The 22,483-nt window shown below is 32.2% G+C and carries 21 protein-coding genes; 5 read left to right on the forward strand and 16 right to left on the reverse strand.

Translation table 11 applies throughout. The features are described from left to right. Nucleotides 1-35 precede the first annotated feature (35 nt). Nucleotides 36-479: a DUF2062 domain-containing protein gene (locus tag EW14_RS01105; RefSeq protein ID WP_042849691.1), complete on the forward strand. Its 444-nt coding sequence runs from the start codon at nt 36-38 to the stop codon at nt 477-479. 18 nt (nt 480-497) lie between these two features. Here EW14_RS01105 and EW14_RS01110 read toward each other — a convergent pair whose 3' ends face one another. Next, nucleotides 498-2,807 carry a bifunctional (p)ppGpp synthetase/guanosine-3',5'-bis(diphosphate) 3'-pyrophosphohydrolase gene (locus tag EW14_RS01110; protein ID WP_042849692.1) on the reverse strand — a complete coding sequence of 770 codons (2,310 nt, stop codon included), beginning with the start codon at nt 2,805-2,807 and terminating at the stop codon, nt 498-500. A 54-nt stretch (nt 2,808-2,861) separates the two neighbouring features. Between EW14_RS01110 and EW14_RS01115 the strand changes: the two genes are divergently transcribed. Continuing rightward, a complete protein-coding gene (locus EW14_RS01115) occupies nt 2,862-4,460 on the forward strand; it encodes an ABC transporter ATP-binding protein (RefSeq protein WP_042849693.1) in 1,599 nt (532 codons plus the stop codon). Here the strand turns inward: EW14_RS01115 and EW14_RS01120 are convergent. Both EW14_RS01120 and ylqF read right to left on the reverse strand, forming a co-directional pair. Continuing rightward, nucleotides 4,453-5,412: an RluA family pseudouridine synthase gene (locus tag EW14_RS01120; RefSeq protein WP_042849694.1), complete on the reverse strand. Its 960-nt coding sequence runs from the start codon at nt 5,410-5,412 to the stop codon at nt 4,453-4,455. The two genes, EW14_RS01115 and EW14_RS01120, sit on opposite strands and share 8 nt — an antisense overlap. After that, the gene (gene ylqF, locus EW14_RS01125) at nt 5,403-6,275 is read right to left on the reverse strand and encodes a ribosome biogenesis GTPase YlqF (protein ID WP_042849695.1); all 873 of its coding nucleotides are present in this window, start codon (nt 6,273-6,275) and stop codon (nt 5,403-5,405) included. The genes EW14_RS01120 and ylqF overlap by 10 nt, the downstream gene beginning before the upstream one ends. A gap of 213 nt (nt 6,276-6,488) precedes the next feature. Between ylqF and pgk the strand changes: the two genes are divergently transcribed. After that, the gene (gene pgk / locus EW14_RS01130) at nt 6,489-7,697 is read left to right on the forward strand and encodes a phosphoglycerate kinase (RefSeq protein WP_042849696.1); all 1,209 of its coding nucleotides are present in this window, start codon (nt 6,489-6,491) and stop codon (nt 7,695-7,697) included. A 1-nt stretch (nt 7,698) separates the two neighbouring features. Here the strand turns inward: pgk and EW14_RS01135 are convergent, their stop codons facing one another. Next, nucleotides 7,699-8,424 carry a hypothetical protein gene (locus tag EW14_RS01135; RefSeq protein ID WP_042849697.1) on the reverse strand — a complete coding sequence of 242 codons (726 nt, stop codon included), beginning with the start codon at nt 8,422-8,424 and terminating at the stop codon, nt 7,699-7,701. Between the two features lie 40 nt (nt 8,425-8,464). Here EW14_RS01135 and EW14_RS01140 point away from each other — a divergent pair, with 40 nt between their 5' ends. Then, entirely contained in the window at nt 8,465-9,556 is a 1,092-nt protein-coding gene (locus tag EW14_RS01140; protein ID WP_042849698.1) for a glycosyltransferase, read from the forward strand. On the opposite strand, the gene EW14_RS01145 is transcribed toward EW14_RS01140, so the two are convergent. The 10 genes from EW14_RS01145 to EW14_RS01190 form a co-directional block, all read right to left on the reverse strand. Further along, the gene (locus EW14_RS01145; protein ID WP_369794284.1) at nt 9,535-10,620 is read right to left on the reverse strand and encodes a histidinol-phosphate transaminase; all 1,086 of its coding nucleotides are present in this window, start codon (nt 10,618-10,620) and stop codon (nt 9,535-9,537) included. The two genes, EW14_RS01140 and EW14_RS01145, sit on opposite strands and share 22 nt — an antisense overlap. 45 nt (nt 10,621-10,665) lie before the next feature. Then, nucleotides 10,666-11,835: a quinone-dependent dihydroorotate dehydrogenase gene (locus EW14_RS01150; RefSeq protein WP_042849700.1), complete on the reverse strand. Its 1,170-nt coding sequence runs from the start codon at nt 11,833-11,835 to the stop codon at nt 10,666-10,668. A 6-nt stretch (nt 11,836-11,841) separates the two neighbouring features. Continuing rightward, nucleotides 11,842-12,561 carry a ribonuclease HI gene (gene rnhA / locus EW14_RS01155; RefSeq protein ID WP_042849701.1) on the reverse strand — a complete coding sequence of 240 codons (720 nt, stop codon included), beginning with the start codon at nt 12,559-12,561 and terminating at the stop codon, nt 11,842-11,844. A gap of 48 nt (nt 12,562-12,609) precedes the next feature. Next, on the reverse strand, nt 12,610-13,005 hold the full coding sequence (rplL, locus tag EW14_RS01160) for a 50S ribosomal protein L7/L12 (RefSeq protein ID WP_011817694.1): 396 nt from the start codon (nt 13,003-13,005) through the stop codon (nt 12,610-12,612). A 28-nt stretch (nt 13,006-13,033) separates the two neighbouring features. After that, complete coding sequence (gene rplJ, locus EW14_RS01165; RefSeq protein WP_042849702.1) at nt 13,034-13,561, reverse strand: 50S ribosomal protein L10; 528 nt, start codon at nt 13,559-13,561, stop codon at nt 13,034-13,036. Between the two features lie 192 nt (nt 13,562-13,753). Next, a complete protein-coding gene (gene rplA, locus EW14_RS01170; protein WP_042849703.1) occupies nt 13,754-14,461 on the reverse strand; it encodes a 50S ribosomal protein L1 in 708 nt (235 codons plus the stop codon). A gap of 66 nt (nt 14,462-14,527) precedes the next feature. Then, entirely contained in the window at nt 14,528-14,953 is a 426-nt protein-coding gene (gene rplK, locus EW14_RS01175; protein WP_002805232.1) for a 50S ribosomal protein L11, read from the reverse strand. A 67-nt stretch (nt 14,954-15,020) separates the two neighbouring features. Then, nucleotides 15,021-15,632: a transcription termination/antitermination protein NusG gene (gene nusG, locus EW14_RS01180; protein ID WP_042849704.1), complete on the reverse strand. Its 612-nt coding sequence runs from the start codon at nt 15,630-15,632 to the stop codon at nt 15,021-15,023. 57 nt (nt 15,633-15,689) lie between these two features. After that, entirely contained in the window at nt 15,690-15,932 is a 243-nt protein-coding gene (secE, locus tag EW14_RS01185; protein ID WP_042849705.1) for a preprotein translocase subunit SecE, read from the reverse strand. 59 nt (nt 15,933-15,991) lie between these two features. Continuing rightward, nucleotides 15,992-18,748 carry an ATP-dependent Clp protease ATP-binding subunit gene (locus EW14_RS01190; RefSeq protein ID WP_042849706.1) on the reverse strand — a complete coding sequence of 919 codons (2,757 nt, stop codon included), beginning with the start codon at nt 18,746-18,748 and terminating at the stop codon, nt 15,992-15,994. A gap of 261 nt (nt 18,749-19,009) precedes the next feature. Here EW14_RS01190 and eno point away from each other — a divergent pair, with 261 nt between their 5' ends. Continuing rightward, the gene (gene eno / locus EW14_RS01195) at nt 19,010-20,302 is read left to right on the forward strand and encodes a phosphopyruvate hydratase (protein ID WP_042849707.1); all 1,293 of its coding nucleotides are present in this window, start codon (nt 19,010-19,012) and stop codon (nt 20,300-20,302) included. 4 nt (nt 20,303-20,306) lie between these two features. Here the strand turns inward: eno and EW14_RS01200 are convergent, their stop codons facing one another. Next, nucleotides 20,307-21,974 (reverse strand): AarF/ABC1/UbiB kinase family protein, encoded by a 1,668-nt coding sequence (locus EW14_RS01200; protein ID WP_042849708.1) that lies wholly within the window; start codon nt 21,972-21,974, stop codon nt 20,307-20,309. Beyond that, on the reverse strand, nt 21,971-22,288 hold the full coding sequence (locus EW14_RS01205; protein WP_042849709.1) for a hypothetical protein: 318 nt from the start codon (nt 22,286-22,288) through the stop codon (nt 21,971-21,973). The genes EW14_RS01200 and EW14_RS01205 overlap by 4 nt, the downstream gene beginning before the upstream one ends. Nucleotides 22,289-22,483 lie beyond the last annotated feature (195 nt).

Genomic DNA, 22,483 nt, shown 5'->3' on the forward strand with positions numbered 1-22,483 from the left:
TTATCAAGAATTTAATTTTGAAATTTTCTTTCTGAATGAGATTTAAAAGAGATATTACCTATAAGAAAATTCTATCATTATTTAGGAGCCAGAATGGAAGTCCTTTCTTTAATGCTAAAGGTTTAGCTATAGGTGTATTTAGTGGTTGCTTTCCTTTTTTTGGTTTTCAGACTTTAATCGGAGTATTTTTTGCGAAAATAGCTAAGGGAAATATTGTTCTAGCTGCAATTGGTACCTGGATCAGCAACCCTTTTACTTATATTCCACTTTATTATTTTAACTATAAAGTTGGTTCGATTTTTTTAAATAATCCTTCTAATAAAATTCTTGAAAAAAGTTTAGTTACTGATGACTTATGGAAACAAGGTAGAATTTTTTCCCTAAAATTACTCTTAGGTTCATCTTGTGTAGGTATTTTATTAGCTTTTATTTGCGGCAGTATTGTTTTCTTTATCTACAAGATAAAAAGTAAAAGATAGATTGATCTGATTTTAAAATTAACTTTGTCCAACTCTGGCAATATCTAAAACATCTGCCATGGATTTAATTTGTTCAATTGTTTTGTGAAGTTGATTATAACTTTCAAGACCTACACAAAGATTTATAATAGCTGGTTTACCATAAGCAGTTTTAACATTGGCATCACTAACGTTTATACCTTTATCAGATAACCGCATAAGAATATCTTTAAGAACTCCAACTCGATCAATTACTTCTATTCGTAGCTGAATTGGAAACTTATTATCGCCAGTTTTATTATCTTGATTCCAACCGACAGGTAATCTTCTTTCTATTGGAATTGGTATTACATTTTCACAATCTTCCCTATGTATAGTTATCCCATGGTTGCCGAGCGACACAGTTCCGATAATATCCTCGCCTGGGAGTGGGGAACAGCATTTACCTATTCTGTAATCAAGACCTTCTATCCCGGAAATTGGTGATTTAGCTGCTGTATTAGATTGATTAGTGGATAAATTATTATTACTTTTAAGAGATTTTGCTATTTCAAAGTCAGAATCATTTTTTACATCTTCTGTCTGTAATTTTATTTCTTCTCTTAGTCTGTTTAATACTTGATGCAAAGTTAAACCACCAAAACCAAGAGATGCAAGAAGGTCTTCAGTAGTTTTTAAATTGCATCGATTTGCAACTTTTTTCATGGCTTCACTAGAAAGTAATGCTTCAAAACCGTTTCTACCTACTTCTTTTTCAAGTAAATCTCTACCTCTTTTAATCGTTTCATCACGATGGCTTTTCTTATACCATTGGCGAATTCTATTTTTAGCAGTTGGCGTAACTACAAAGTTCAGCCAATCCAAGCTTGGAGTAGCATTATTACTTGTCAAAATTTCTATGAAGTCACCATTTTGAAGTGCTGTAGATAATGGAGAAAGCTTTTCATTAATTCTTATTCCATTACAGTGATTTCCAACTTCAGAATGGATTCTGTAGGCGAAATCTATCGCGGTAGATCCTTTCCTTAAACCAACAACATCTCCTTTTGGAGTGATTACAAATACTTCTTCATCAAATAAATCTTCTTTAATTGAAGCTAAATAATCATTATGATCCCTTTCATTACCTTCTTGTTGCCATTCTACTAATTGTCTTAGCCAATTAAATCTCTCGGCATTACTTTTAGCAGGAGAACCACCCTCTTTATATTGCCAATGAGCGGCAATACCATATTCGGCAATTTGATGCATCGAAGTAGTTCTAATTTGAACTTCAATAGGTCGATGTCTTCCAATCACAGAAGTGTGTAAGGATTGATATCCATTGGGTTTTGGTAATCCTATATAGTCTTTAAATCTACCTGGAATTGGTTTGAAAGTATCATGAACAACTGCTAAAGCTCTATAACAACTATCTGAATTGTCCACGATAATTCTTAGGGCAGCAACATCATAAATCTCGTGAAAATGCTTTTGTTGTCTTTCCATTTTGCTCCAGATTCCATAAAGATGTTTTGGCCTTCCTGTTATTTCAAAATTTTTCAAACCTGCTGAAATTAAGTTTTCCTTCATAAGATTCAAAGTTACTTTTAATCTTTTTTCTCTATCACTTCTTTTAACGGCGATTTGATCTTTAAGATCTAGATATTCTTTAGGCTCTAGGAATTTAAAAGCTAAATCTTCTAATTCCCATTTAAATCTGTTTATTCCTAGTCGATTAGCTAATGGTGCATAAATCTCTCTTGTTTCTCTCGCTATTCTTAGTTTTTTCTCATCATTTAGCCATTCAATTGTTCTCATGTTATGAAGTCGGTCTGCAAGTTTAACTAAGACAACTCTGATATCGCTGGCCATAGCCAAAAACATTTTCCTAAGATTTTCAGCTTGTGCTTCAGTCCTGTTGTTAAAGTGAATGCCTCCTAATTTTGTTACACCCTCTACAAGTATTTTTACTTCTAATCCAAAATTTGTTTCTATTTCGGATAAATCAATGCCAGTATCTTCAACTACATCATGTAAAAGGCCTGCAGCAATAACAGATGAACTAGCACCTATTTCTTTAAGGAGATTTGCAACAGCAACCGGGTGGATAATGTATGGCTCGCCGCTCGCACGGAATTGTCCATCATGAGCTTTATAAGCATGTTTAAAAGCCTTTACTATAAGGTTTTGATTCTCTTCATTTTCTTTATTTGATTTTTCAAAATTCTGAATATCTTTAAGAAGCCAATCGGGAATGTTTATTTGATAATTCAAAGATTCACTTTCATATTTTTTATTTTTAGGCAAAATAGTTTTGGAAACTTCAATTTCGTTTTTTTCTTTTGAATTTGCAGCTGCCTCGGACATTTTATATTGCTTTAGATGTATTTTATTTATGTCTAGAAAAATTTGCTATAAATCATGGAAAAAAATAAAGAAAAAATTATTGTAGTTAAAAATCTTACTGTTAAATATGGTCTAAAACAGCAACCTATTATCAAAAATTTTAATTTGGAAATAGATAGTGGAGATCATTTGGCCATAATAGGGCCTTCTGGATGTGGAAAGACCACTTTTGCAAAAACATTAGTAAATATATTGCCTGCAAAGGCCACTTCCAAAGGGTATCTATCGATTTCTAATGTAGACCCTAGGACAATAAACAACAAAGATGCACAATTATTTAGAAGAAAGAATTTTGGATTTATTTATCAAGACTCTATAAAAAAACTTAATCCGCTAATGAGAGTTGGGGATCATTTATATGAATTATTTAAAACACATGATCAAACTAAATCATCTTTAGCTATTAAAAAATTAGTAAGAGAGGTTTTTCAAAAAGTCGGAATTGAAGAAAGTAGACTTGATTCTTTCCCACATCAATTTAGCGGCGGAATGAGACAGAGAGTTTCTATAGCAATGGCACTTGCTTTGAAACCTAAATTATTAATAGCTGATGAACCTACAACAAGCTTAGATACCAAAACAAGTTTTGAAATTATGCAAGAAATAATTCATCTATGTAATGAATTTGATACAACTTTAATTTTAATTAGTCATGATATTAATCTTGCAGCAAAGTGGTGTAAAAAAGTTGCAATAATTGAAAAGGGATCGATTGTTGAAAAAGGGAATATATTAGATATTTTTCAATCACCAAAATCAGATATCGGGAAAAAGTTAGTAAATGCTTCAAAAATAGTATTAGAACCAAATACTAAAAATAATGCTCGAGATGAGGTCGTTCTAGAGGTAAATAACCTTAGACATTGGTATAAATTTAATTCTTCAATTTTCATTAATAAATGGAATAAGGCTTTAAATGAAGTTAGTTTCAAGTTGTATGAGAATGAGACTCTTGGAATAGTTGGTTCTTCAGGGAGTGGTAAAAGTACATTATGTAGGGCTTTAATTGGACTTCTTAAAGTAAGAGGTGGTGAAATCAAAATTTATGATAAAAATCATGCATCGAAAAAAAATAAATCTTTTAAGAAGAACAATAAAGTGCAAATTATTTTTCAAGATCCTTTTTCAAGTTTGAACCCTAAAATGACAATTAAAAGTATTTTGGAAGATATATTTTTTATTCAAAAAATTTCAGATAAAAGAAAAATCGAAAAAGAAATAAGATTAATGTTAAGAAATTTAAATCTTCCCTTAAATAATGATTTTTTAACTTCTTATCCTAACCAATTATCTGGTGGTCAATTGCAAAGAATTTCATTAGCCAAGGCGCTATTGTTGAAGCCAAAAATTTTAATTTGTGATGAGAGTGTAAATATGTTGGATGCTTCAGTAAAAATAGAGATTCTTGAATTACTAAGAGTCTTTCAAGAAAAAATGAATTTAACGATTATTTTTATTACCCATGATTTAGGCATTGCTAAAAGATTTTGTAATAGGTTGCTAGTTATGAATCATGGAAAGATAGTTGATGAAGGAGAAAGTTCTAAAATATTCACTAAAACTCAAAACCCGTATACAAAATCGCTTCTAAATTCCTCTTTAAATCTCATTTAACTTTCAGAACACTTAGTAATTTTTGAAAATCTAATGGTAATTCTGATTCAAATATCATTTCTTTACCATTTATTGGATGTATAAGTCCAAGCTTGATGGCATGTAAAGCTTGGCCATCTAATTTACAGGGTAGTTTTTTACATCTTCCATATAATGGATCACCCACAATTGGGTGATTAATGTGAGCGCAATGAACTCTTATTTGATGCGTTCGACCCGTATCTAGTTTGAAACTCATTAATGAGTAATTGCCAAATCTTTCTTCTAATTTCCAATACGTACAGGCATACCTTCCTGAAGTTTCTTCAACTACTTTATATTTCAACCTATTTAATTTATCTCTGCCAATGTGTCCCACTATTTGGCCTTCTTCAGAATTAGGTGCTCCATGAATTACTGCAATATATTCGCGTGATGCTATTTTTTCTTTAATTTGTTTCTGGAGATTTACTAATGCCTCTTGGCTTTTTGCAACCACCATACATCCGGAGGTGTCTTTATCTAATCTGTGAACAATCCCAGGTCTTAATTTCCCATTAATTCCAGGCAGATCTTTACAGTGAAAAAGTAAGCCATTCACTAAAGTTCCAGATTTGTGTCCAGGAGCTGGATGAACTATTAGACCTGATTGTTTATTGATCACTATGATATGCTCGTCTTCAAAAAGGATATTTAAATCCATTTTTTCAGGTTTCAAATAAATAAGAGGTTCTGGAGGAGGCATCCATATTTGAACATTGTCGCCATTTTTTAATGGGGTCTTTGCTTTTGCGGTCTTATAGTTCACAAGTACTAAACCTGAATTTATAAAATGTTGAATTCTTGCTCTACTTTGTTCTGGCCTTTTACTTACCAACCATCTATCTAGCCTCATAGGAAGAGGGAGCTCATAAATAATTTCTATAAGCTCACCTTCTCCAATGCCGAAAGAACTTTGATTATTTAATTCCATAGAGGTACTTCTAAAGCAATTTTACCCAGCATTTGATTTCTAAAATCTTCCAATAACTTATGAGACATTCTCCTTTTATCGCCTGAGGTATGTTTTGAAGCTGCTTCGTCGATCCAAGCAGAAGGACTCTTAAAGCCTTTGGAAATATCAACTCCATATCTATTAGATATTTGTTTAACTGAGATATTCGCATTCTTATCTTTGTTGAGAGTGGATATAATTTTGATAAATCCAATTGCGACACTCTCTATTTCATAAGCAGCTTCACCAATATCGTCACACAGTGCAAGATTAAGTGCTGATTTTTGATCTTCTAAATTTGGAGGTATAACACCAGGAGCATCTAGCAGATCTATACCACTTTCTAATTTTATCCATCTTAAATTACGAGTCACGCCTGCTTTCCTAGCGCTATCTACAACTCTTTTTTTTGCAATTCTATTGATTAATGCTGACTTTCCTACGTTTGGAAAACCAAGTGTAAGGGCTCTAATTGGCCTAATTCGCATTCCTCTAGAGAGTCTTCTATCGTCGATTGAAGACCTAGAATCTTTAGCTGACTTACAAATTTCTTTAATTCCTATTCCTCTTTTAGCATCACACCAAAGAGGATATTGATCTCTAGCATTAAACCATTTATTCCAACTATTGATTGTATTAGGGGAGATCATGTCTGATCTGTTTATAACAAGAATATGTTTTTTATTATTTATCCATTTATTTAGGTGTGGATGTCCTGTTGACAAAGGAATTCGTGCATCTCTGACTTCTATAACTAAATCTACTTTATTGATAACTTCAGATAATTTCTTTTCTGCTTTTGCGATATGGCCTGGGTACCATTGGATTTTGGGTATGTCCACTTCAATAAATCAAATAAAATTTTGTATTTCTTTTAGTTTTTATAAGTTTCAAAAGTATTTACTTCTAAATTTTAGTATAAATTTAATGACTAAAAAATTTTTATAATCGTTAATTTTTAAAATTTATTAAGGCATAGGTAACAGTAACTACTTTTTAACCCAATAAGCCCAAATTAACGTTAGGGTCTTGAGATTATAAATATAGCTTGTTTAATGCCAAAATTATCTCTTTCCAGTCTTGATAAGACACATTTAGAAGGAAAAAAAGTTCTTGTAAGAGTAGATTTTAATGTTCCATTAAATGAAGATGGTCAAATAACCGACGATACGCGTATTCGTGCAGCGATCCCAACTATTGAATATCTTATTAATCATTCCGCAAAAGTTATTTTATCGGCTCATTTTGGTAGACCAAAGGGTCAGGTAAATGAAAAAATGAGATTAACTCCAGTAGCAGCAAGATTAGGTGAATTGTTAGGGCAAAGTGTTGCTCTTACTAACAGTTGTATTGGTGATGAAGCAGTTGCACAATCAAATAGCTTATCTAATGGAGATGTTCTTTTACTTGAAAATGTTCGTTTTTTTGGTGAAGAGGAAAAGAACGACCAAGAGTTTGCTAAAAAATTAGCATCACATGCAGATATGTATGTAAATGATGCTTTCGGTGCTGCTCATAGAGCGCATGCTTCAACTCAGGGTGTTACAAATTATTTAAGTCCCTCAGTAGCTGGATTCCTTTTAGAAAAAGAATTGAAATACCTACAAGGAGCTGTAGATTCCCCAAATCGTCCATTGGCAGCAATAGTTGGAGGATCAAAGGTTAGTAGCAAAATAGGAGTACTTGATTCTTTACTAGATAAGTGTGACAAAATTATGATTGGTGGAGGTATGATTTTTACTTTTTATAAAGCTAGAGGTTTAGATGTCGGAAAGAGCCTTGTAGAAGAAGATAAACTCGAGCTTGCTAAAGATTTAGAAGCAAAAGCAAAAGCAAAAGGAGTAGAATTGCTATTACCCACTGATGTTGTTTTGGCTGATGAATTTTCTCCTGACGCCAATAGTAAAATATCTCAAATTGATGCAATTAGTGGGAATTGGATGGGTCTAGATATTGGTCCAGATTCCATTAAAGTTTTTCAGAATGCTCTTGCAGAATGTAAGACAATTATTTGGAACGGTCCAATGGGAGTTTTTGAATTTGATAAATTTGCAGACGGTACAAATGCAATAGCTACGACTCTTGCGGACTTAAGTGCTTTTTCTGAAGTTTGTACAATAATTGGTGGTGGAGATTCAGTTGCAGCAGTTGAAAAAGCAGGATTAGCTGAGAAAATGTCTCATATATCTACTGGAGGTGGGGCTAGTTTGGAACTTTTAGAAGGTAAAACTTTACCAGGTGTGGCTGCGTTAAACGACGCTTAGGCTATATCTTATCAACAATATCAATGCTCTTTGTGAAAGTAATCATTCCTTCAGGATGAGCAATGATTCCTGACCAAATTTGTATCCCTGGTTTTAAAGGAGCTCTTGTTATTTTAAAAATCCCTCCAGACGCCAATGGCTCCAATAATATTTCTTGTTCAAACAATGAATTAACTTGATGAGGTTTTATAGCTCCAGCAATAATTACTTCTTCAAGAGGCTTATTTAGAATTATATCGATATCGTATTTTGAACCAGTAAGAACTCTATCAGGAATATTAAAACTAATATCTATTTTTTTATTATCGTTTCTTATAGTGGTGAATAAATTTTTGATAATCCCTTCATCTATTTTCTCATTTACGATTGAAAATAAATAATCAAATTTGGATTCGAGTATATATATTTCTCCATTAACTATTTTTTCCCCAAAAACTTTTATTCGCAAAATCTCTTCATCTGGAAGATTAGATTTTAATCTTTTGATCTTCCATTTGCTTTTAGGGAAATCATTAATGATCTTTGAAAATTGTTTTGGTATATTTTGGTTTTCTTCATTTCTAAAATTTTTTCTAATGAATTCTAAATCTTTTGCATTTAAGGAGTTTTCTAGATTTCTTATAAAATCAACTTTCAAAGTTTGCGTTATTGCTGAATAGGGAAAAATAAGATAAATAAATAAGTAGAGAAGAAATCCTATATTTTTGAATAAGTTTAAATTAAACATATTAATCATTGGTTATTTTATTCTACTATTTTAGGTTTTTATGTCTAAAAAAAATAATTTATTAGTTGCAGCAAGTGGGACAGGGGGGCATATTTTCCCAGCCTTAGCAGTTTCAAAAGAGGTGGAAGATGAATGGAATATTCATTGGTTGGGTGTTAGTCAAAGACTTGATGCAAATTTTATTCCCGAAAAATATAATTTGAGGACTTTGAATATAAAGACACCAAGAAAAAATATTTTTTTGTTTTATCAATATTTAGAAATTTTAATGTCAACTTTTCAAATAATTAGGATCTTAAAAGAAAAAAAAATTCACTTAGTTTTTGCGACTGGAGGTTATATATCAGCACCTACAATTGTTGCTTCAAAACTTCTAAGGATACCTATCATTATTCATGAATCAAATGTAATTCCAGGAATGGTCACGAAATATTTTGGTTTTTTATGTAACTATGTTCTTTTAGGATTTAAAGAAACAAATTCTTATTTAAAAAATTGTAAAACTATTTTCACTGGAACACCTTTAAGAGAGCAATTCTATAAATTTAATTTTTTGCCAGAATGGGTTCCAAAAGGAAATGGCCCTCTTTTGATTGTTATGGGAGGTAGTCAAGGATCAAAAGCTATAAATCAAATTCTTTATGAATCTCTAGAATTTTTAATAAAAAAACAATTTCGGATAGTTCATATTGTTGGCGAATCTAATCTAAACCCTTTGCATGTAAAAAACTCCAAAAATTATATTCAAAAGAAATTTACTAATGAAATAGCAGCTTTAATTCAAAACTGTGATCTTGTAATATCGAGATCTGGTGCAGGAACGATCAATGAATTAATGGAGGCTGAAAAACCTTCAATTTTAATTCCATATCCAGATTCTAAAAATAATCATCAGGAGAAAAATGCAATGATTCTTGCTGCAAGTGGAGGCTCAGTTTTAATCAATCAGAATAAAATGTCCAAAGAAGTTTTTGAAGAAACTCTAGAAAGAATTTTTAAAATAAAACCAAAAAAGGGGAAAAATCATTATGAAATATTAGATCTAATGAAGAAGAATATGGAAAATAATAATAAAATTGAATCTAAAAATGAGATTAAAAAGTATATTAATTATTTTTTAAAGGAATTCTGAATTTCTGCACATAAAAGAGTGTTATTTTTTCTGTTCTGTAGACTTATTCTTGCCCACTTTTCATTAAGAAATTTAAATGAAGTGCATTCTCTAAGCAATATTCCCTTACTTTCTAAGTATTTTATATTTGGCGACAAGGATGTTTCACTTTCTATTAAAAAAAAGTTGGTTGAAGAGTTATGAATTTTAAGGTTCTCTATTTTTAATAATTTTTCAAATACTCTCTTTTTTTCAATATTTATCCAGCTGTGAATCTGTTTTGTCCACTGTTCATAGAATTTCTTATTACTTAATAGATCAATTCCGGCTTTAATAGAAAATGAATTTAAAGGCCAAGGATCTCTATTTATTTCCCATTGTTTAAGTTTTTTGGATGAGCCAATAACGTAACCTAATCTAAGACCAGGAATATTGAAGATTTTGGTCAAGCTTCTCAAGACTAATAAATTATCAAATCTTTTGGTTAATGGTATTAAAGATTCTTTGTCTCCATTAGGTGTTATCGATAAGAAAGCTTCATCGCAAATAACTAATTTATATTTTTTCACAATTTCCTCCAATGAATTCTTTTCCCATAATTGGCCGGTAGGGTTATGTGGATTTGTTATCCAAATAACATCACCTTTTGGATGAAGCGGAAATGATTGAGGAAAAATATCATTCCAGTTTTTTGGTAATTCGCAATGTATAAAATTGCTATTCCAACAATTTAAAGATCTTTCATAATCAACAAATGATGGAGAAGGAATACAACTTATTCCGAATTTGGATGCTTCATAACCTGCCCAGGTTATTAATTCAGAAGCTCCATTTCCAGGCAATATATTGTCTGGATTTATCCCATGAAATTTGCCGATTATTTCTTTCAGATCACTCAAGTTTCTTTCTGGGTAATATCTAAAGCCAAGATTCTTAATTTCCGCATTTATTGAATCTATTAGTATTTGAGGGGGATCAAAGGGTACCAATGATGCACTTGCATCAATGATTTCGGAGGGTAATAAATTTAATTTTTTCGCAGTTTCATATACATTTCCACCGTGCTTCAAGTTTGATCCTTGCATGGCTAACTTTGAGTAATCATGAGGTTCATTATTCATTCTCTAATTTTATTCAACCCATTTTAAATCTGATCCAATTGCATCTTTTATACTAGATAATTGATGGTTATTAAGTTGCTTTATAATTCCCTCAAGTATATCTGGTACTAATTGTGGACCCTTATATATCCATCCTGTATAAAGTTGAATTAATGATGCTCCAGAACAAATTCTTTCCCAAGCTGACTCAGGACTATCTATTCCACCAACGCCAATTAAAATAATCTTTTTATCAATATTATGTATATGTTTTATTATTTGATTTGCTTTTTTTTGGAGAGGCCTTCCACTTAATCCTCCATTCTCTTGAGAAAGTAATAATCCGGTTTGCATGATCTTTCTATTTTCAAGACCTAATCTATCTATGCTGGTGTTAGTAGCAATTATTCCATCGATGTTTTCCTCGATTATTAACTGGCAAATATCTTCAATATCTTTAAAGCTTAGATCTGGTGCAATTTTGACAAATAATGGTGGACAACTGGGTAAGTTTTTAATTTCTTTAATAAGTTCTCTTAGAAGAATTGGATCTTGTAACTTTCTTAGTCCTTCAGTATTTGGAGAACTTACGTTTATTGCTGCATAATCACAATATGGAATTAATAATTTTAGAGAAGTTAAATAGTCATCTTTTGCTTGAGATAAATCTGTAATTTTAGACTTACCAAAATTGATCCCTAAACAAATATTCTTTCTATTTTTTTTAAACTCAATTCTTTGTTCGACAAAGTTTTTAACTAGATTTTCAGCACCATTGTTATTGAAACCCATTCTATTTAATGCCGCCTCTTCTTCTGCTAATCTAAATAACCTTGGTTTGGGATTTCCATTCTGAGCAAATTTAGTTACTGTACCAAGTTCAGCAAATCCAAAACCAAAATCTTTCCATATATTTGCGGCATTTCCATTTTTGTCAAAACCTGCAGCTAAACCAATTGGATTACAAAAATTTATTCCACATATGTTCTGAGTTAACCTTTTATCAACTACAGAAAATTCTTTATTTAGATTTTTTAAGATAGAAGAAACTACAGGCCAATTATATTTTCTTGAACTGAATGATAGGAGGCTAAGAGATAAATTTGTTAAGTATTCTGCATCAATCCCAGAGTCTTTTTTTAATACAGGCGTAATCAAGTTTTTATAAAGATTTTTAAATACCCCCTTCTGTTCATTCATAAAAAATTAGGCTTCTTTTTTTTCTATTATCCAATATTTTTTATCTTTAGGAATCAATCTCCAATTACGCCATTCAAAAAGTGAATATTGTTTTATCTTTAAGTGGTTTTCTTCACCTAATAAGGTGTTGAGTTCAGGTGAACTTAAAAGGTACTTTTGTTCTGCAAATTTTTTAATTAATTCATTGCGGGAAAATAATTCCTGAATTTCTATAGGTGCATTTTTTTCAAAAAAATCAACAGAGGATTCTGCTTTTTTTAAGTTACTTTCTATAGAGATACCTTTGCTGTAATTAGTTGCAATTTTATCAACTCTATCATTTTGTTTATCCCCGCTATGACCTTTAACATATTCCATTATTAGGCCATTAATCCTTAATTGATCAATTTTCTGCCATAGATCAAGATTTTGAACTGGTTTTCCTGCACTTGTTTTCCATCCATTTTTCTTCCAATTTATAATCCATTTTGTATAACCCTCTATGACATATTTACTATCAGTTCTTAGTTTAAAGTTCTCTTTTAATTGGTAGTTTTTTAATTTCTCAAGAGTTTTTATAGCTGCAGTGAGTTCCATTCTATTATTAGTAGTATTTTGCTCGGAACCACCTATTTCTAATTCGCTGTTATCGTCAAAAATTATTAAACCACCCCAGCCACCTGGGCCTGGATTACCACTGCAGGCTCCATCTGTTGCGGCTTCAATCGCAATACTATCACTATTCATAATTTTTGAAGCCGATATTAAAGGTTATCGGCTTGAAAAAATGTACTCTTACTTAAGTGTAACTTTACCGCCAGCTTCTTCAATCTCTTTCTTTAAAGATTCAGCATCTGCTTTAGCAATTCCTTCTTTTACTGTTTTTGGTGCAGATTCAACAAGTGCTTTTGCATCGCCAAGTCCTAGACCAGTTGCATTTCTTACAACCTTAAGGACTTTGATTTTTGCAGCTGCATCAAAGCTTTCTAGAACTACATCAAATTCAGTTTTTTCTTCAGCAGCGCCACCATCTGCGTCACCGCCAGCTGCTCCTGGAGCTGCCATTACTACACCTGCAGAAGCTGCAGCAGATACACCAAAAGCCTCTTCAATTTGCTTTACAAGCTCAGATGCTTCTAAAAGTGATAGGGATTTTAATGATTCAAGAATTTCTTCAGTTTTTGCGGACATTTTCTTAAAAGTTAATTAGGGTTTGAATTTAAGATTCTGATTTTTCAGAATGTTGTTTAAGTGATCTAGCAAGTCCAGAAGGCACTTCATTGATAGAGATCGCAATTTTTGTTGCTATGCCATTTAGAGCACCAGCAATTTTTGCCATCAATACTTCTTTAGATGGAAGACTTGCAATTTCTTTTATTTCAGAATCGCTAAGAAGTCTGCCTTCAAATAAAGCTCCTTTGGTTTCGGATTTTTTGGTGTCTTTTTGAAAAGATTGGATCGCTTTTACAGCACCACCAACATCTTCTTTAATTAAGACAAAAGCATTTGTTCCGGTCAGTAAAGATTCAAGATCGTTCCAATTACTATCTCCATCAATAGCTTTACGCATTAATGAATTTTTAGTAACTTTGCAGATGCCATTAGTTGTTTGCAATCTAGATCGCAAATCTGACATCTCTTTGATAGTTAAACCTTTATAGTCAAGAACTACAGCCATTTCCGAGTCGTCTAAAAGAGATTTAATCTCAGTAACGATTTGTTGCTTATTCTCTAGTGTTCGGCCCATCGTTGTTTTTGGATCGTAGTTTAGGGAGAGCAGGAAATGCGGCAAAGTCCTTTTAAATAGAGGCCGCTTTTATTAGATCCAAAAAAAGAAATAATTAAGACGAGTCCTCGGTAGGGATTTAAAATTTAGAACAACTAAATAAACCTACTTTCTTTGGCCGTATTATTGCAATTTAAATTATACTACAAAGAGTTAACCTTCAGGTTGGTAATCTTGTATAGCATTTATGTCTACTTGAACTGAAGGTCCCATTGTTGAAGTTACATAAAAAGTTTTCCAATATTTTCCCTTTGCTCCACTTGGTTTATTTTTATCGATTGATTCTTGCAAAGTTTTTAAGTTGTCAAATAGAGCCTCTTTTGCGAAACTTGCTTTTCCAAAGCGGACATGAACGATACCAGCCTTATCTGCTCTAAATTCGAGCTTACCAGCTTTGAATTCTTTTATTGCATTAGCAATATCATTTGTTACTGTCCCAGCTTTAGGGTTAGGCATTAAACCTCTAGGTCCTAAAACTCTTCCTAATTTTGCAACCTTAGGCATCATATCTGGAGTCGCAATAAGTAGATCGAACTCCATATTCCCTTTGTTTATGCTTTCTACAAGATCTTCTTCGCCAAATAAATCTGCACCAGCAGATTTAGCTTTCGATACATTCTCACCGCTTGTAATTACTGCAATTTTTATGCTTTGGCCAGTACCATGTGGTAATGCAACAGTAGTCCTTAATTGTTGATCAGTATATTTTGGATCAATACCTAAACGTATATGTGCTTCAATGGTTTCATCAAATTTTGCATTAGCATTTTCCTTGATAATACTAAGAGCTTCAAGTGGGGCGTAAATGCGATCTTCTATCTTTGTTGATAGAGCCGCCATTCTTTTTGATAGTTTTTTCATAATATTTTTGGGTGCAAACGGTTATTAGGTAACCTCCCCTATGTAGTGAACGATTTTGTCTTGAACTTAATCAGTAATAGAGACGCCCATATTACGAGCTGTGCCTTCAATTACTTTCATAGCTGATTCAACACTTGAACAGTTTAGATCAGGAAGCTTAGTTTTGGCTATTTCTTCTAGTTGAGCTTTACTTATATTCCCAACAGAGCCTTTTGCAGATTCACCTGATCCTTTCTCTATGCCAGCTGCTTTTGTTATTAAGACAGAAGCAGGAGGTGTTTTTGTTATAAAAGTAAAGCTTCTATCTTCAAAAACAGAAATCTCAACTGGAATTACAAAACCTGCTTTATCTTGGGTCCTTGCATTATATTCTTTACAAAATGCCATTATATTGACACCATGTTGTCCTAAAGCTGGCCCTACAGGAGGAGCAGGGTTCGCTTTGCCCGCTTGTAGAGCAAGCTTGATAACTGCAACAATTTTTTTTGCCATTAGATTAGAGAATTTTTGCTGAGGTAGAAAATCATTATTTTACTCGATAAACAAGAACATTTAGAAATTAGTTTTGTTTATTGATTTGGGAGAACTCTAATTCTACAGGAGTCTCGCGCCCAAATATTGAAAGTAATGCTTTTAATTTATTTCTTTCCCCAGAAACTTCTATAACTTCTCCCTGGAAATCTTTAAATGGCCCACTAGTTACTACGATTCTATCTTTTTCTTCAATATCTAACTTGATTACCGCTTTTTTCTCTGATGCGCGCTTAAAGATCCTATTAACTTCTTGTCTGGATAATGGTCTAGGTTTAATATGACCTCGTGATCTACCGCTCCCTCTACCGTCTTCAGCACCAACAAAGTTAATTACATTTGGAGTACTTTTTACAGCCATCATTGTATCTTCATCCAAAATCATTCTTACGAGGACATAACCTGGAAAAACTTTTTCTTCAGTAGTTTGTCTACTTCCATCTTTTTTTAATTTAATTCCAGGAGTCTGGGGAATTTCAATTTCAATAATTCGATTATTAACACCTAAAGTTACTGATCTCTGCTCAAGAGTCGCTTTTACTTTTTTTTCACAGCTTGATGCTACTTGAACTGCATACCATCTTGCGATGCTAGTATTTGCTCTTGAAGAAGAAAGGTTTGTAGTCAATTCATTACTCATTTTTTGTTCCTTGAGGCTTAATTAAGATCTTGATAAAAATAGATATTCAGGGATAATTCAACCAAAAATTTGCGAGGCAGCCCATCCATAGAATCTACTGACAGATGCTATGGCTGCCGCAGAAAAGGTTACCATAACTATAACCGCTACAGATTCGCTAAAAAGTTGTTGTTTGTTCGGCCAGACGACAAGTTTAAGCTCATCGTAGGTAGATCTAAAAAAATTATTATTTTTTTTAGGCTCTTCAATTTGAGGTGAATCCTTTTTAGGAGGTTCTTTATTAGTAGTAGGACTTGTCACAAGATTTGTTGGAATTAAGCTTTTCGCTTTAATTATATTTTAGCTTATCGATTTACTCCTCAGCTAGGTCTGAAAACAATCTCATCCTTATTAGCGGGATTAAGTTTAATTGTGATATTTTTTGTATTTTTGAAGTTAACCTCTAGAAGTTTTCCTGCTAATGGATTTTCTATCTGTCTTCTCAGTTCCCTGCTAAGCGGCCTAGCACCATATTCAGGTTCAAAAGAATCGTTTGCGATTTTATTAATAACTTTTTTGTCTATAGTGATATTTATTTTCTGTTCAAGAAGTAGGTTTTTTAAATCTTCTGTTTGAAGAATAATAATTTTTTGAAGCTCATTAATAGATAATGGATCAAACTTTACTACTTCATCAATTCTATTTAAAAATTCTGGTCTAAAAAAAGAAGACAATGTATTACTAATAGAATCATTTAGAGATTGTTTATCTTTTTCTGACTTTTCCTCACTTTTGGAAATCTTTTGTGAATACTCCAGTATAGATTTACCAGCTAGGTTACTTGTCATAATGATTACGGTATTTTTGAAGTCTACTGTCCTTCCTTGAGAGTCAGTTAATCTTCCTTCATCTAAGACTTGTAAAAGGATATTAAAAACTTCTGTATGTGCTTTTTCTATCTCATCAAGAAGTATTACTGAATAGGGTTTACGTCTTACAGCTTCAGTTAATTGACCGCCCTCTTCATAACCAACGTAACCTGGAGGAGCACCTAAAAGTCTTGCTACTGCATTTTTCTCCATATATTCACTCATATCTAATCTTAAGAGTGCGTCTTCTTCATCAAATAAAGCTGTTGCAAGAGATTTTGCTAATTCTGTTTTGCCAACACCTGTAGGACCCATAAATAAAAAAGATCCAATAGGTCTTTTAGGGCTTTTCATGCCAACGCGAGCTCTTCTAATTGCAGCAGAAACAGCTTCTATAGCTTTTTCTTGTCCAATAACTTTTTCACTTAGTTCTGTTTCTAGATTCACTAATTTTTTACGTTCATTTGAGACAACTTTAGAAATTGGAATACCTGTAATTTTTGATACAACATCAGCAATATCATCAGGCTCAACTTGATATTTAAAAGGAAAATTTCTATTTTTCTTTATTTTTTTAAAGTTCCCTTCAACTTTTTGTATTTCATTCTTAATTTCACTTAATTCTTCTTGAAGTTTTTCTAAAAAATCTAGATCATTTTCAATCTCGCGATTTGATTTATCTTTAATTTGTTTGGTTAGTTTATCTTCTTCTTTCATCAAAATAGATAATTGTTCCATTTCCTTGCGTAAATTATTCCAATTATCGAAAAGAACGTTCAATTTTTCCTCTGATTGTTGTCTCATATTCAAAAGTTTTTCTTGAGCTTCGATATTTTCTCCTTGCAAATTATTCAGTTTTGCATCAATAGTATAGAGTTTGTTTTCTTGTTGGAGAATTATTTGAGGCTTATTATTAGAATCGATTTTTAACTGTGCAGCTGCTTCATCAATTAAATCTATGGCTTTATCAGGAAGACATTTATCGCTGATGTATCTGTCGGCCAATTTTGCGGAATAGTTTACAGCCTCTTCAGAAATTCTTATGCCATGATGTGATTCATATTTCTTTTTGATACCTTGAAGTATTTTTGCGCTCAATTCTACTGAAGGTTCATTAACAGCTATCTTTTGAAAGCAATTGTTTAATGCCTGATCTTTTTCAATATTTTCACGAAATTTCTCAGGTGTTGTTGTCCCAATACATCTAAGTTCGCCTTCAGCTAATAAAGGTTTTAAGATATTACTAATGTCCGTAGAAGATCTGTCAGAACTTAATATTGAGTGAATTTCATCAACAAATAGAATCATTCCTTGGCTTGGATTGTTTAGTTCCTGCATTATTAAGCTTAGTCGTTCCTCTAGTTGGCCTCTAAATTTTGTTCCAGAAACTAAAGCACCTAAGTCAAGTGAAATAATTTTTAAGTCTTTTAAAGAATCAGGAACTTTTTTGTCTACGATTAATTGAGCAAGTAATTTTGCAATTGAGGTTTTACCAACTCCAGGATTGCCGATAAGTATAGGATTATTTTTGTTTCTTCTGCAGAGTACCCTCATTAGATTATTGATCTCATTTTCTCTTCCTATAACTGGATCTAGTAAGCCTTTTTTTGCTGATTCTGTTAAATCTTTTCCATAAATTGAAAGAGCATTATCATCTTTCCCAACTTGTTTCTTGGTTTCAATTTGAAGTTCACTTTTAGGTAATGTGACAATAGCTTTTTCAAATTTTTCTTCTTTGACTAAAGTCTCTTTGTTTGATTCAAAATTAGATTGATTATTGATCTCTATTACGTTCTTATAATCATAAGAATCTTGTGATTGATTAATAATTGGGTAAAACTTTAATTCTTCCTCTAATTTTTCCATAGAAAGATTCCCTTCTTCAAAAACATAATTTCCAATTCTTAAATCTCTTCCAAGAGCAATTAGTAAATGAGGGATTTCTATTAATCTCGATCCCCATTGGATTTTAATTTGATTCGCATTATCTAATAAAATTTCTAAATCTTCTCCGATAGTAAAAATATCTGACTCATTTGTTGGTGTTTCTTCTAAGAAATCTTCTGTTATGTCTAAAACTGTATCTTGGTCGATTGATAATTTTTCTATGAAAGCAAAGAACTCACTTGATGAGAACAATGTATGAATTATGTGTTCAATATTAAATTCGCTATGATCCCATTTTTTTGCGGTTTCTTCCCCTAATAAAAGAAGATTCCAACTGATATCGCTAAAAAGTTCAGGACTGGATGTAAGTGTTTCTCTCATAAACTATAAAAACTATAGTTGCTTAATAATTAATATTCTAAATAGGAACTGCCTTAATAAACATCCAATAATTTTCAAATTGTAAGATCAATTTGGAAATTATGTTTATGAGAGAGGTTGCGGGATATTTGAAAAATAATAAAAGCGTTTACTAATATCTAAGTTGTTATGAGAATAAAATTATATTTGGTTAAAATATAATTTCAGATATTAGCCAAATAGTTCAGCTATTAATAGGATTTAAATAGTAATAATTAAATTGTGAAAGAAACTATTGATTTTCTTATTGACACTGTTGAATCAAGGCAAGTCCTTGATTCAAGAGGTAATCCAACTGTAGAAGCAGAAGTCTTTTTGGAATGTGGTGCGAGTGGTAGAGCAATTGTTCCCAGCGGAGCCAGCACTGGTGCTCATGAGGCACATGAATTAAGGGATGGTGGTTCAAAATATATGGGGAAAGGCGTTTTGAATGCTGTTAATAAAATTCATGAAACAATATCCCCGGCTTTATGCGGTTTGTCAGCTTTAGATCAAACTGCAGTAGATACATTAATGATTGAAATTGATGGAACTCCTAATAAGTCTAACCTTGGAGCAAATTCAATCCTTGCAGTAAGTCTTGCAACTGCCAGAGCATCAGCAAATGCTCTAGACATTCCCTTATATAGGTATCTTGGAGATCCATTATCCAATCTTCTTCCAGTCCCATTAATGAATGTAATAAATGGTGGTGCTCATGCACCAAATAGTCTTGATTTTCAGGAATTTATGCTTGTCCCACATGGAGTTAATAATTTCAGTGAATCATTAAGAATGGGTACTGAAATTTTTCACTCATTAAAATCATTACTTGACCAAAAAGGTCTATCTACTGCTGTAGGCGATGAGGGTGGATTTGCACCTAATTTGTCATCAAGCGAAGAAGCAGGGGACTTATTATTAGAAGCAATTCAAAAAGCGGGATTTAAGCCTGGTGAGCAGGTATCTTTAGCTTTAGATGCTGCTAGCACTGAATTTTATAGTGATGGTATTTATAAATATGAAGGTAAAAGTTTAAATAGTTCTGAAATGATTTCATATCTTTCAAGATTAGTTTCTAACTACCCAATAGTTTCAATAGAGGACGGTTTAGCTGAGGATGATTGGGAGGGTTGGTCAGAATTAAACAAAGAATTAGGAAATAAAGTTCAGCTTGTAGGTGATGATTTATTCGTTACTAATACAGAAAGATTAAGGAAAGGGATTATGGAAAAATCTGCCAATTCAATCCTAATAAAGGTAAATCAAATTGGAACATTAACTGAAACTTTGGAAGCTATTGAGTTAGCTAAAATGTCCGGTTTCACAAGTGTTATAAGTCATAGAAGTGGTGAGACTGAAGATACAACAATTGCAGATTTATCTGTCGCTACAAGATCGGGTCAGATCAAGACAGGCTCTTTGAGCAGAAGTGAAAGGATTGCAAAATACAATAGGCTTTTAAGAATTGAGGAGGAATTGGGAAATCAAGCAAGATTCGCTGGAGCTTTAGGTTTAGGCCCCAAAAATATATAGTTTTTTAGCGCTTAAGTTTTTCTAAACGTGAGCCTTTTCTCATACTTAATTGGCACTTTATCCAATCAATACTTATTGGTAGTGCAAAAAAAAGTGGCAACAATGCAAGATTATTTTGTTTATTGGTTACAAGTAAAGCAGATGCAATTGATAAACTTCCTATAAGAATTGAATGCCCTAAAGTTTTTTGTGCAGTAAACATTTTTTTGAATTGCCTATCAGACTCTCCCATTCTTATTTGCAATTGTAAATCGCCCTGCTCCAATCTTTCTAAACTCTCATCTATTCTTTTTGGAATGCCAACAGCTTTCGATCCTAGTTCGCCTACTTGCCTTCCAAATTGGTTAATTAAATCGTTGGGAGTTTGATTATTTGAAGTCATAAGTTCTATTAAATAAGGCTTGGTAACTGATACAAGGTTAAACCCTGGATCAAGCATTCTACCAACTCCTTCAAAAGTTGATAAAGCTCGCATCACAAAGATTAAATCTACTGGTAGTTGAAATGGTGTTTCATAGACAAGTTCGTATAAATCTCCAGATAATTTTTCAATAATATTTGAACTAAATGGTGGAGTTAAGGCTTCTTTAAGCATTAATCTGACTAATCTTCTGACTGGTCCTACATCAATATCTTTTGAAATTAGCCCAGCTAGTTGTAATTGACTGACAAGTGATGAGGCGTCTCTTAAAGCAGCAGCCTTAACCATCCCCCCTAATCTTGTTTGAAGATTATTTGAGATATTGCCCATCATTCCAAAATCATAAAAAATCAATTTACCTTCATTTGAAACTGCTAGATTCCCTGGATGAGGGTCGGCATGAAAAAAACCGTAATTTACTAATTGTTTTAAATAACTGATGGCGCCTATTTCTGCGATTTTAGGCAAATCAATTTCTTGTGATTGTAATTTTTCTAAATCACTTATTTTTGTCCCTTCTAGATAACTTAAACAAAGAACTTTTTCACTGCTCATATCCCAAATTACTTCAGGAACATCAACATTTTCATCATCAAGAAATTGCTGTCTAAATCTTGCTGCATATTGTGCTTCACAATTAAAATCAAGCTCCTTCATGAGAACTTTCCTACACTCTTTAGCAATCTCAACCCAGTTTCTACCCCGACTCCAATTCTTATTTTTCTGCAATAATCCTGCTATTTGCTGCATTATGCCCAAATCTATAATAAACAATTCTTTTAAATTAGGTCTTTGAACTTTAAATACTACTTTCTTCTCATCTTTTAAAGTCGCCCTATGGACCTGAGCTAGTGATGCTGATCCAACCGGATTACATATTATTTGATCTATTTCATTAAACTTAGATCCTAGTTCTTCTCTTATAGTTTCTTCAACTTGCGCAAATGAAAAATTAGGAACTTGATCCTGCAATTTAGACAATTCCTGTATCCAGGTATTAGGAATTAAATCTGGTCTTGCTGATAATAATTGTCCAATTTTAATAAATGCTGATCCAAGCTTTATTAATTGATTAGTAAACCACCTTGCTCTTTTAATTTGGACCCTAATTTTTTCATTATTCTTAGTTTGGAAAATTGTAAATCTAATATTATCTATCCATAAATTCATTAAAAGCGAAATCAGAGTTATCCAAATAAGAAAGGCCCTCTTCAATTTTTTTAAACGATAATGAAGAATGTGATAACTCATTTAATTTGATTATTTATAGTTTTATTAAAGAAATCAATTTGCTTATCTATACCTTCAATTTCATTTAAAGCTTTTTTTATTTTGGAATCTTGATCAGTATTTTTAGACTCATTTTCTTGCATATTTTCGGCTTTTTCCAGTCTTGATGCCTCTTCGATTATGGATTCTTTTAAACTATCAAATTCTTTTTTGAGAATTTCTGGAGCATCCTGAGCAATATTTGTTGCTTCTTCAATTTTTTCAACCAATATTTCGTTTAATTTTTCGGTTACTTTCTTAATGGCAGCTTTTAAAAGGTAATCAGAGTTGGTCATGAAAAATATAATGTTTCAAAGGCAATTGATTTTTCGATATGACTTAATAATAGATCAATACAGAACATTTCACGTAACTGAACATTTTGATAATTAATTTTTTATATTTTTCCTATGTAAGTTTGTTTCTATATTAAGCTTTTTTCTCTTTTTTCTTTTAACTTATATCTATATAACGGTTCAGGTATTTACTTT

The sequence above is a fragment of the Prochlorococcus sp. MIT 0604 genome (assembly GCF_000757845.1).
Taxonomy (GTDB): domain Bacteria; phylum Cyanobacteriota; class Cyanobacteriia; order PCC-6307; family Cyanobiaceae; genus Prochlorococcus_A.

Excerpts from the sequence above, each read along its gene's own strand:
- rnhA (WP_042849701.1), bottom strand. The coding sequence starts at position 12,561 with ATGAATAGTGATAGTATTGCGATTGAAGCCGCAACAGATGGAGCCTGC.
- EW14_RS01140 (WP_042849698.1), top strand. The coding sequence starts at position 8,465 with ATGTCTAAAAAAAATAATTTATTAGTTGCAGCAAGTGGGACAGGGGGG.
- EW14_RS01190 (WP_042849706.1), bottom strand. The coding sequence starts at position 18,748 with ATGAGAGAAACACTTACATCCAGTCCTGAACTTTTTAGCGATATCAGT.
- EW14_RS01115 (WP_042849693.1), top strand. The coding sequence starts at position 2,862 with ATGGAAAAAAATAAAGAAAAAATTATTGTAGTTAAAAATCTTACTGTT.
- EW14_RS01105 (WP_042849691.1), top strand. The coding sequence starts at position 36 with ATGAGATTTAAAAGAGATATTACCTATAAGAAAATTCTATCATTATTT.
- rplJ (WP_042849702.1), bottom strand. The coding sequence starts at position 13,561 with ATGGGCCGAACACTAGAGAATAAGCAACAAATCGTTACTGAGATTAAA.
- EW14_RS01200 (WP_042849708.1), bottom strand. The coding sequence starts at position 21,974 with ATGAGTTATCACATTCTTCATTATCGTTTAAAAAAATTGAAGAGGGCC.
- EW14_RS01205 (WP_042849709.1), bottom strand. The coding sequence starts at position 22,288 with ATGACCAACTCTGATTACCTTTTAAAAGCTGCCATTAAGAAAGTAACC.
- EW14_RS01145 (WP_369794284.1), bottom strand. The coding sequence starts at position 10,620 with ATGCAAGGATCAAACTTGAAGCACGGTGGAAATGTATATGAAACTGCG.
- EW14_RS01135 (WP_042849697.1), bottom strand. The coding sequence starts at position 8,424 with ATGTTTAATTTAAACTTATTCAAAAATATAGGATTTCTTCTCTACTTA.
- pgk (WP_042849696.1), top strand. The coding sequence starts at position 6,489 with ATGCCAAAATTATCTCTTTCCAGTCTTGATAAGACACATTTAGAAGGA.
- EW14_RS01150 (WP_042849700.1), bottom strand. The coding sequence starts at position 11,835 with ATGAATGAACAGAAGGGGGTATTTAAAAATCTTTATAAAAACTTGATT.
- nusG (WP_042849704.1), bottom strand. The coding sequence starts at position 15,632 with ATGAGTAATGAATTGACTACAAACCTTTCTTCTTCAAGAGCAAATACT.
- rplK (WP_002805232.1), bottom strand. The coding sequence starts at position 14,953 with ATGGCAAAAAAAATTGTTGCAGTTATCAAGCTTGCTCTACAAGCGGGC.
- EW14_RS01120 (WP_042849694.1), bottom strand. The coding sequence starts at position 5,412 with ATGGAATTAAATAATCAAAGTTCTTTCGGCATTGGAGAAGGTGAGCTT.
- rplA (WP_042849703.1), bottom strand. The coding sequence starts at position 14,461 with ATGAAAAAACTATCAAAAAGAATGGCGGCTCTATCAACAAAGATAGAA.
- rplL (WP_011817694.1), bottom strand. The coding sequence starts at position 13,005 with ATGTCCGCAAAAACTGAAGAAATTCTTGAATCATTAAAATCCCTATCA.
- EW14_RS01110 (WP_042849692.1), bottom strand. The coding sequence starts at position 2,807 with ATGTCCGAGGCAGCTGCAAATTCAAAAGAAAAAAACGAAATTGAAGTT.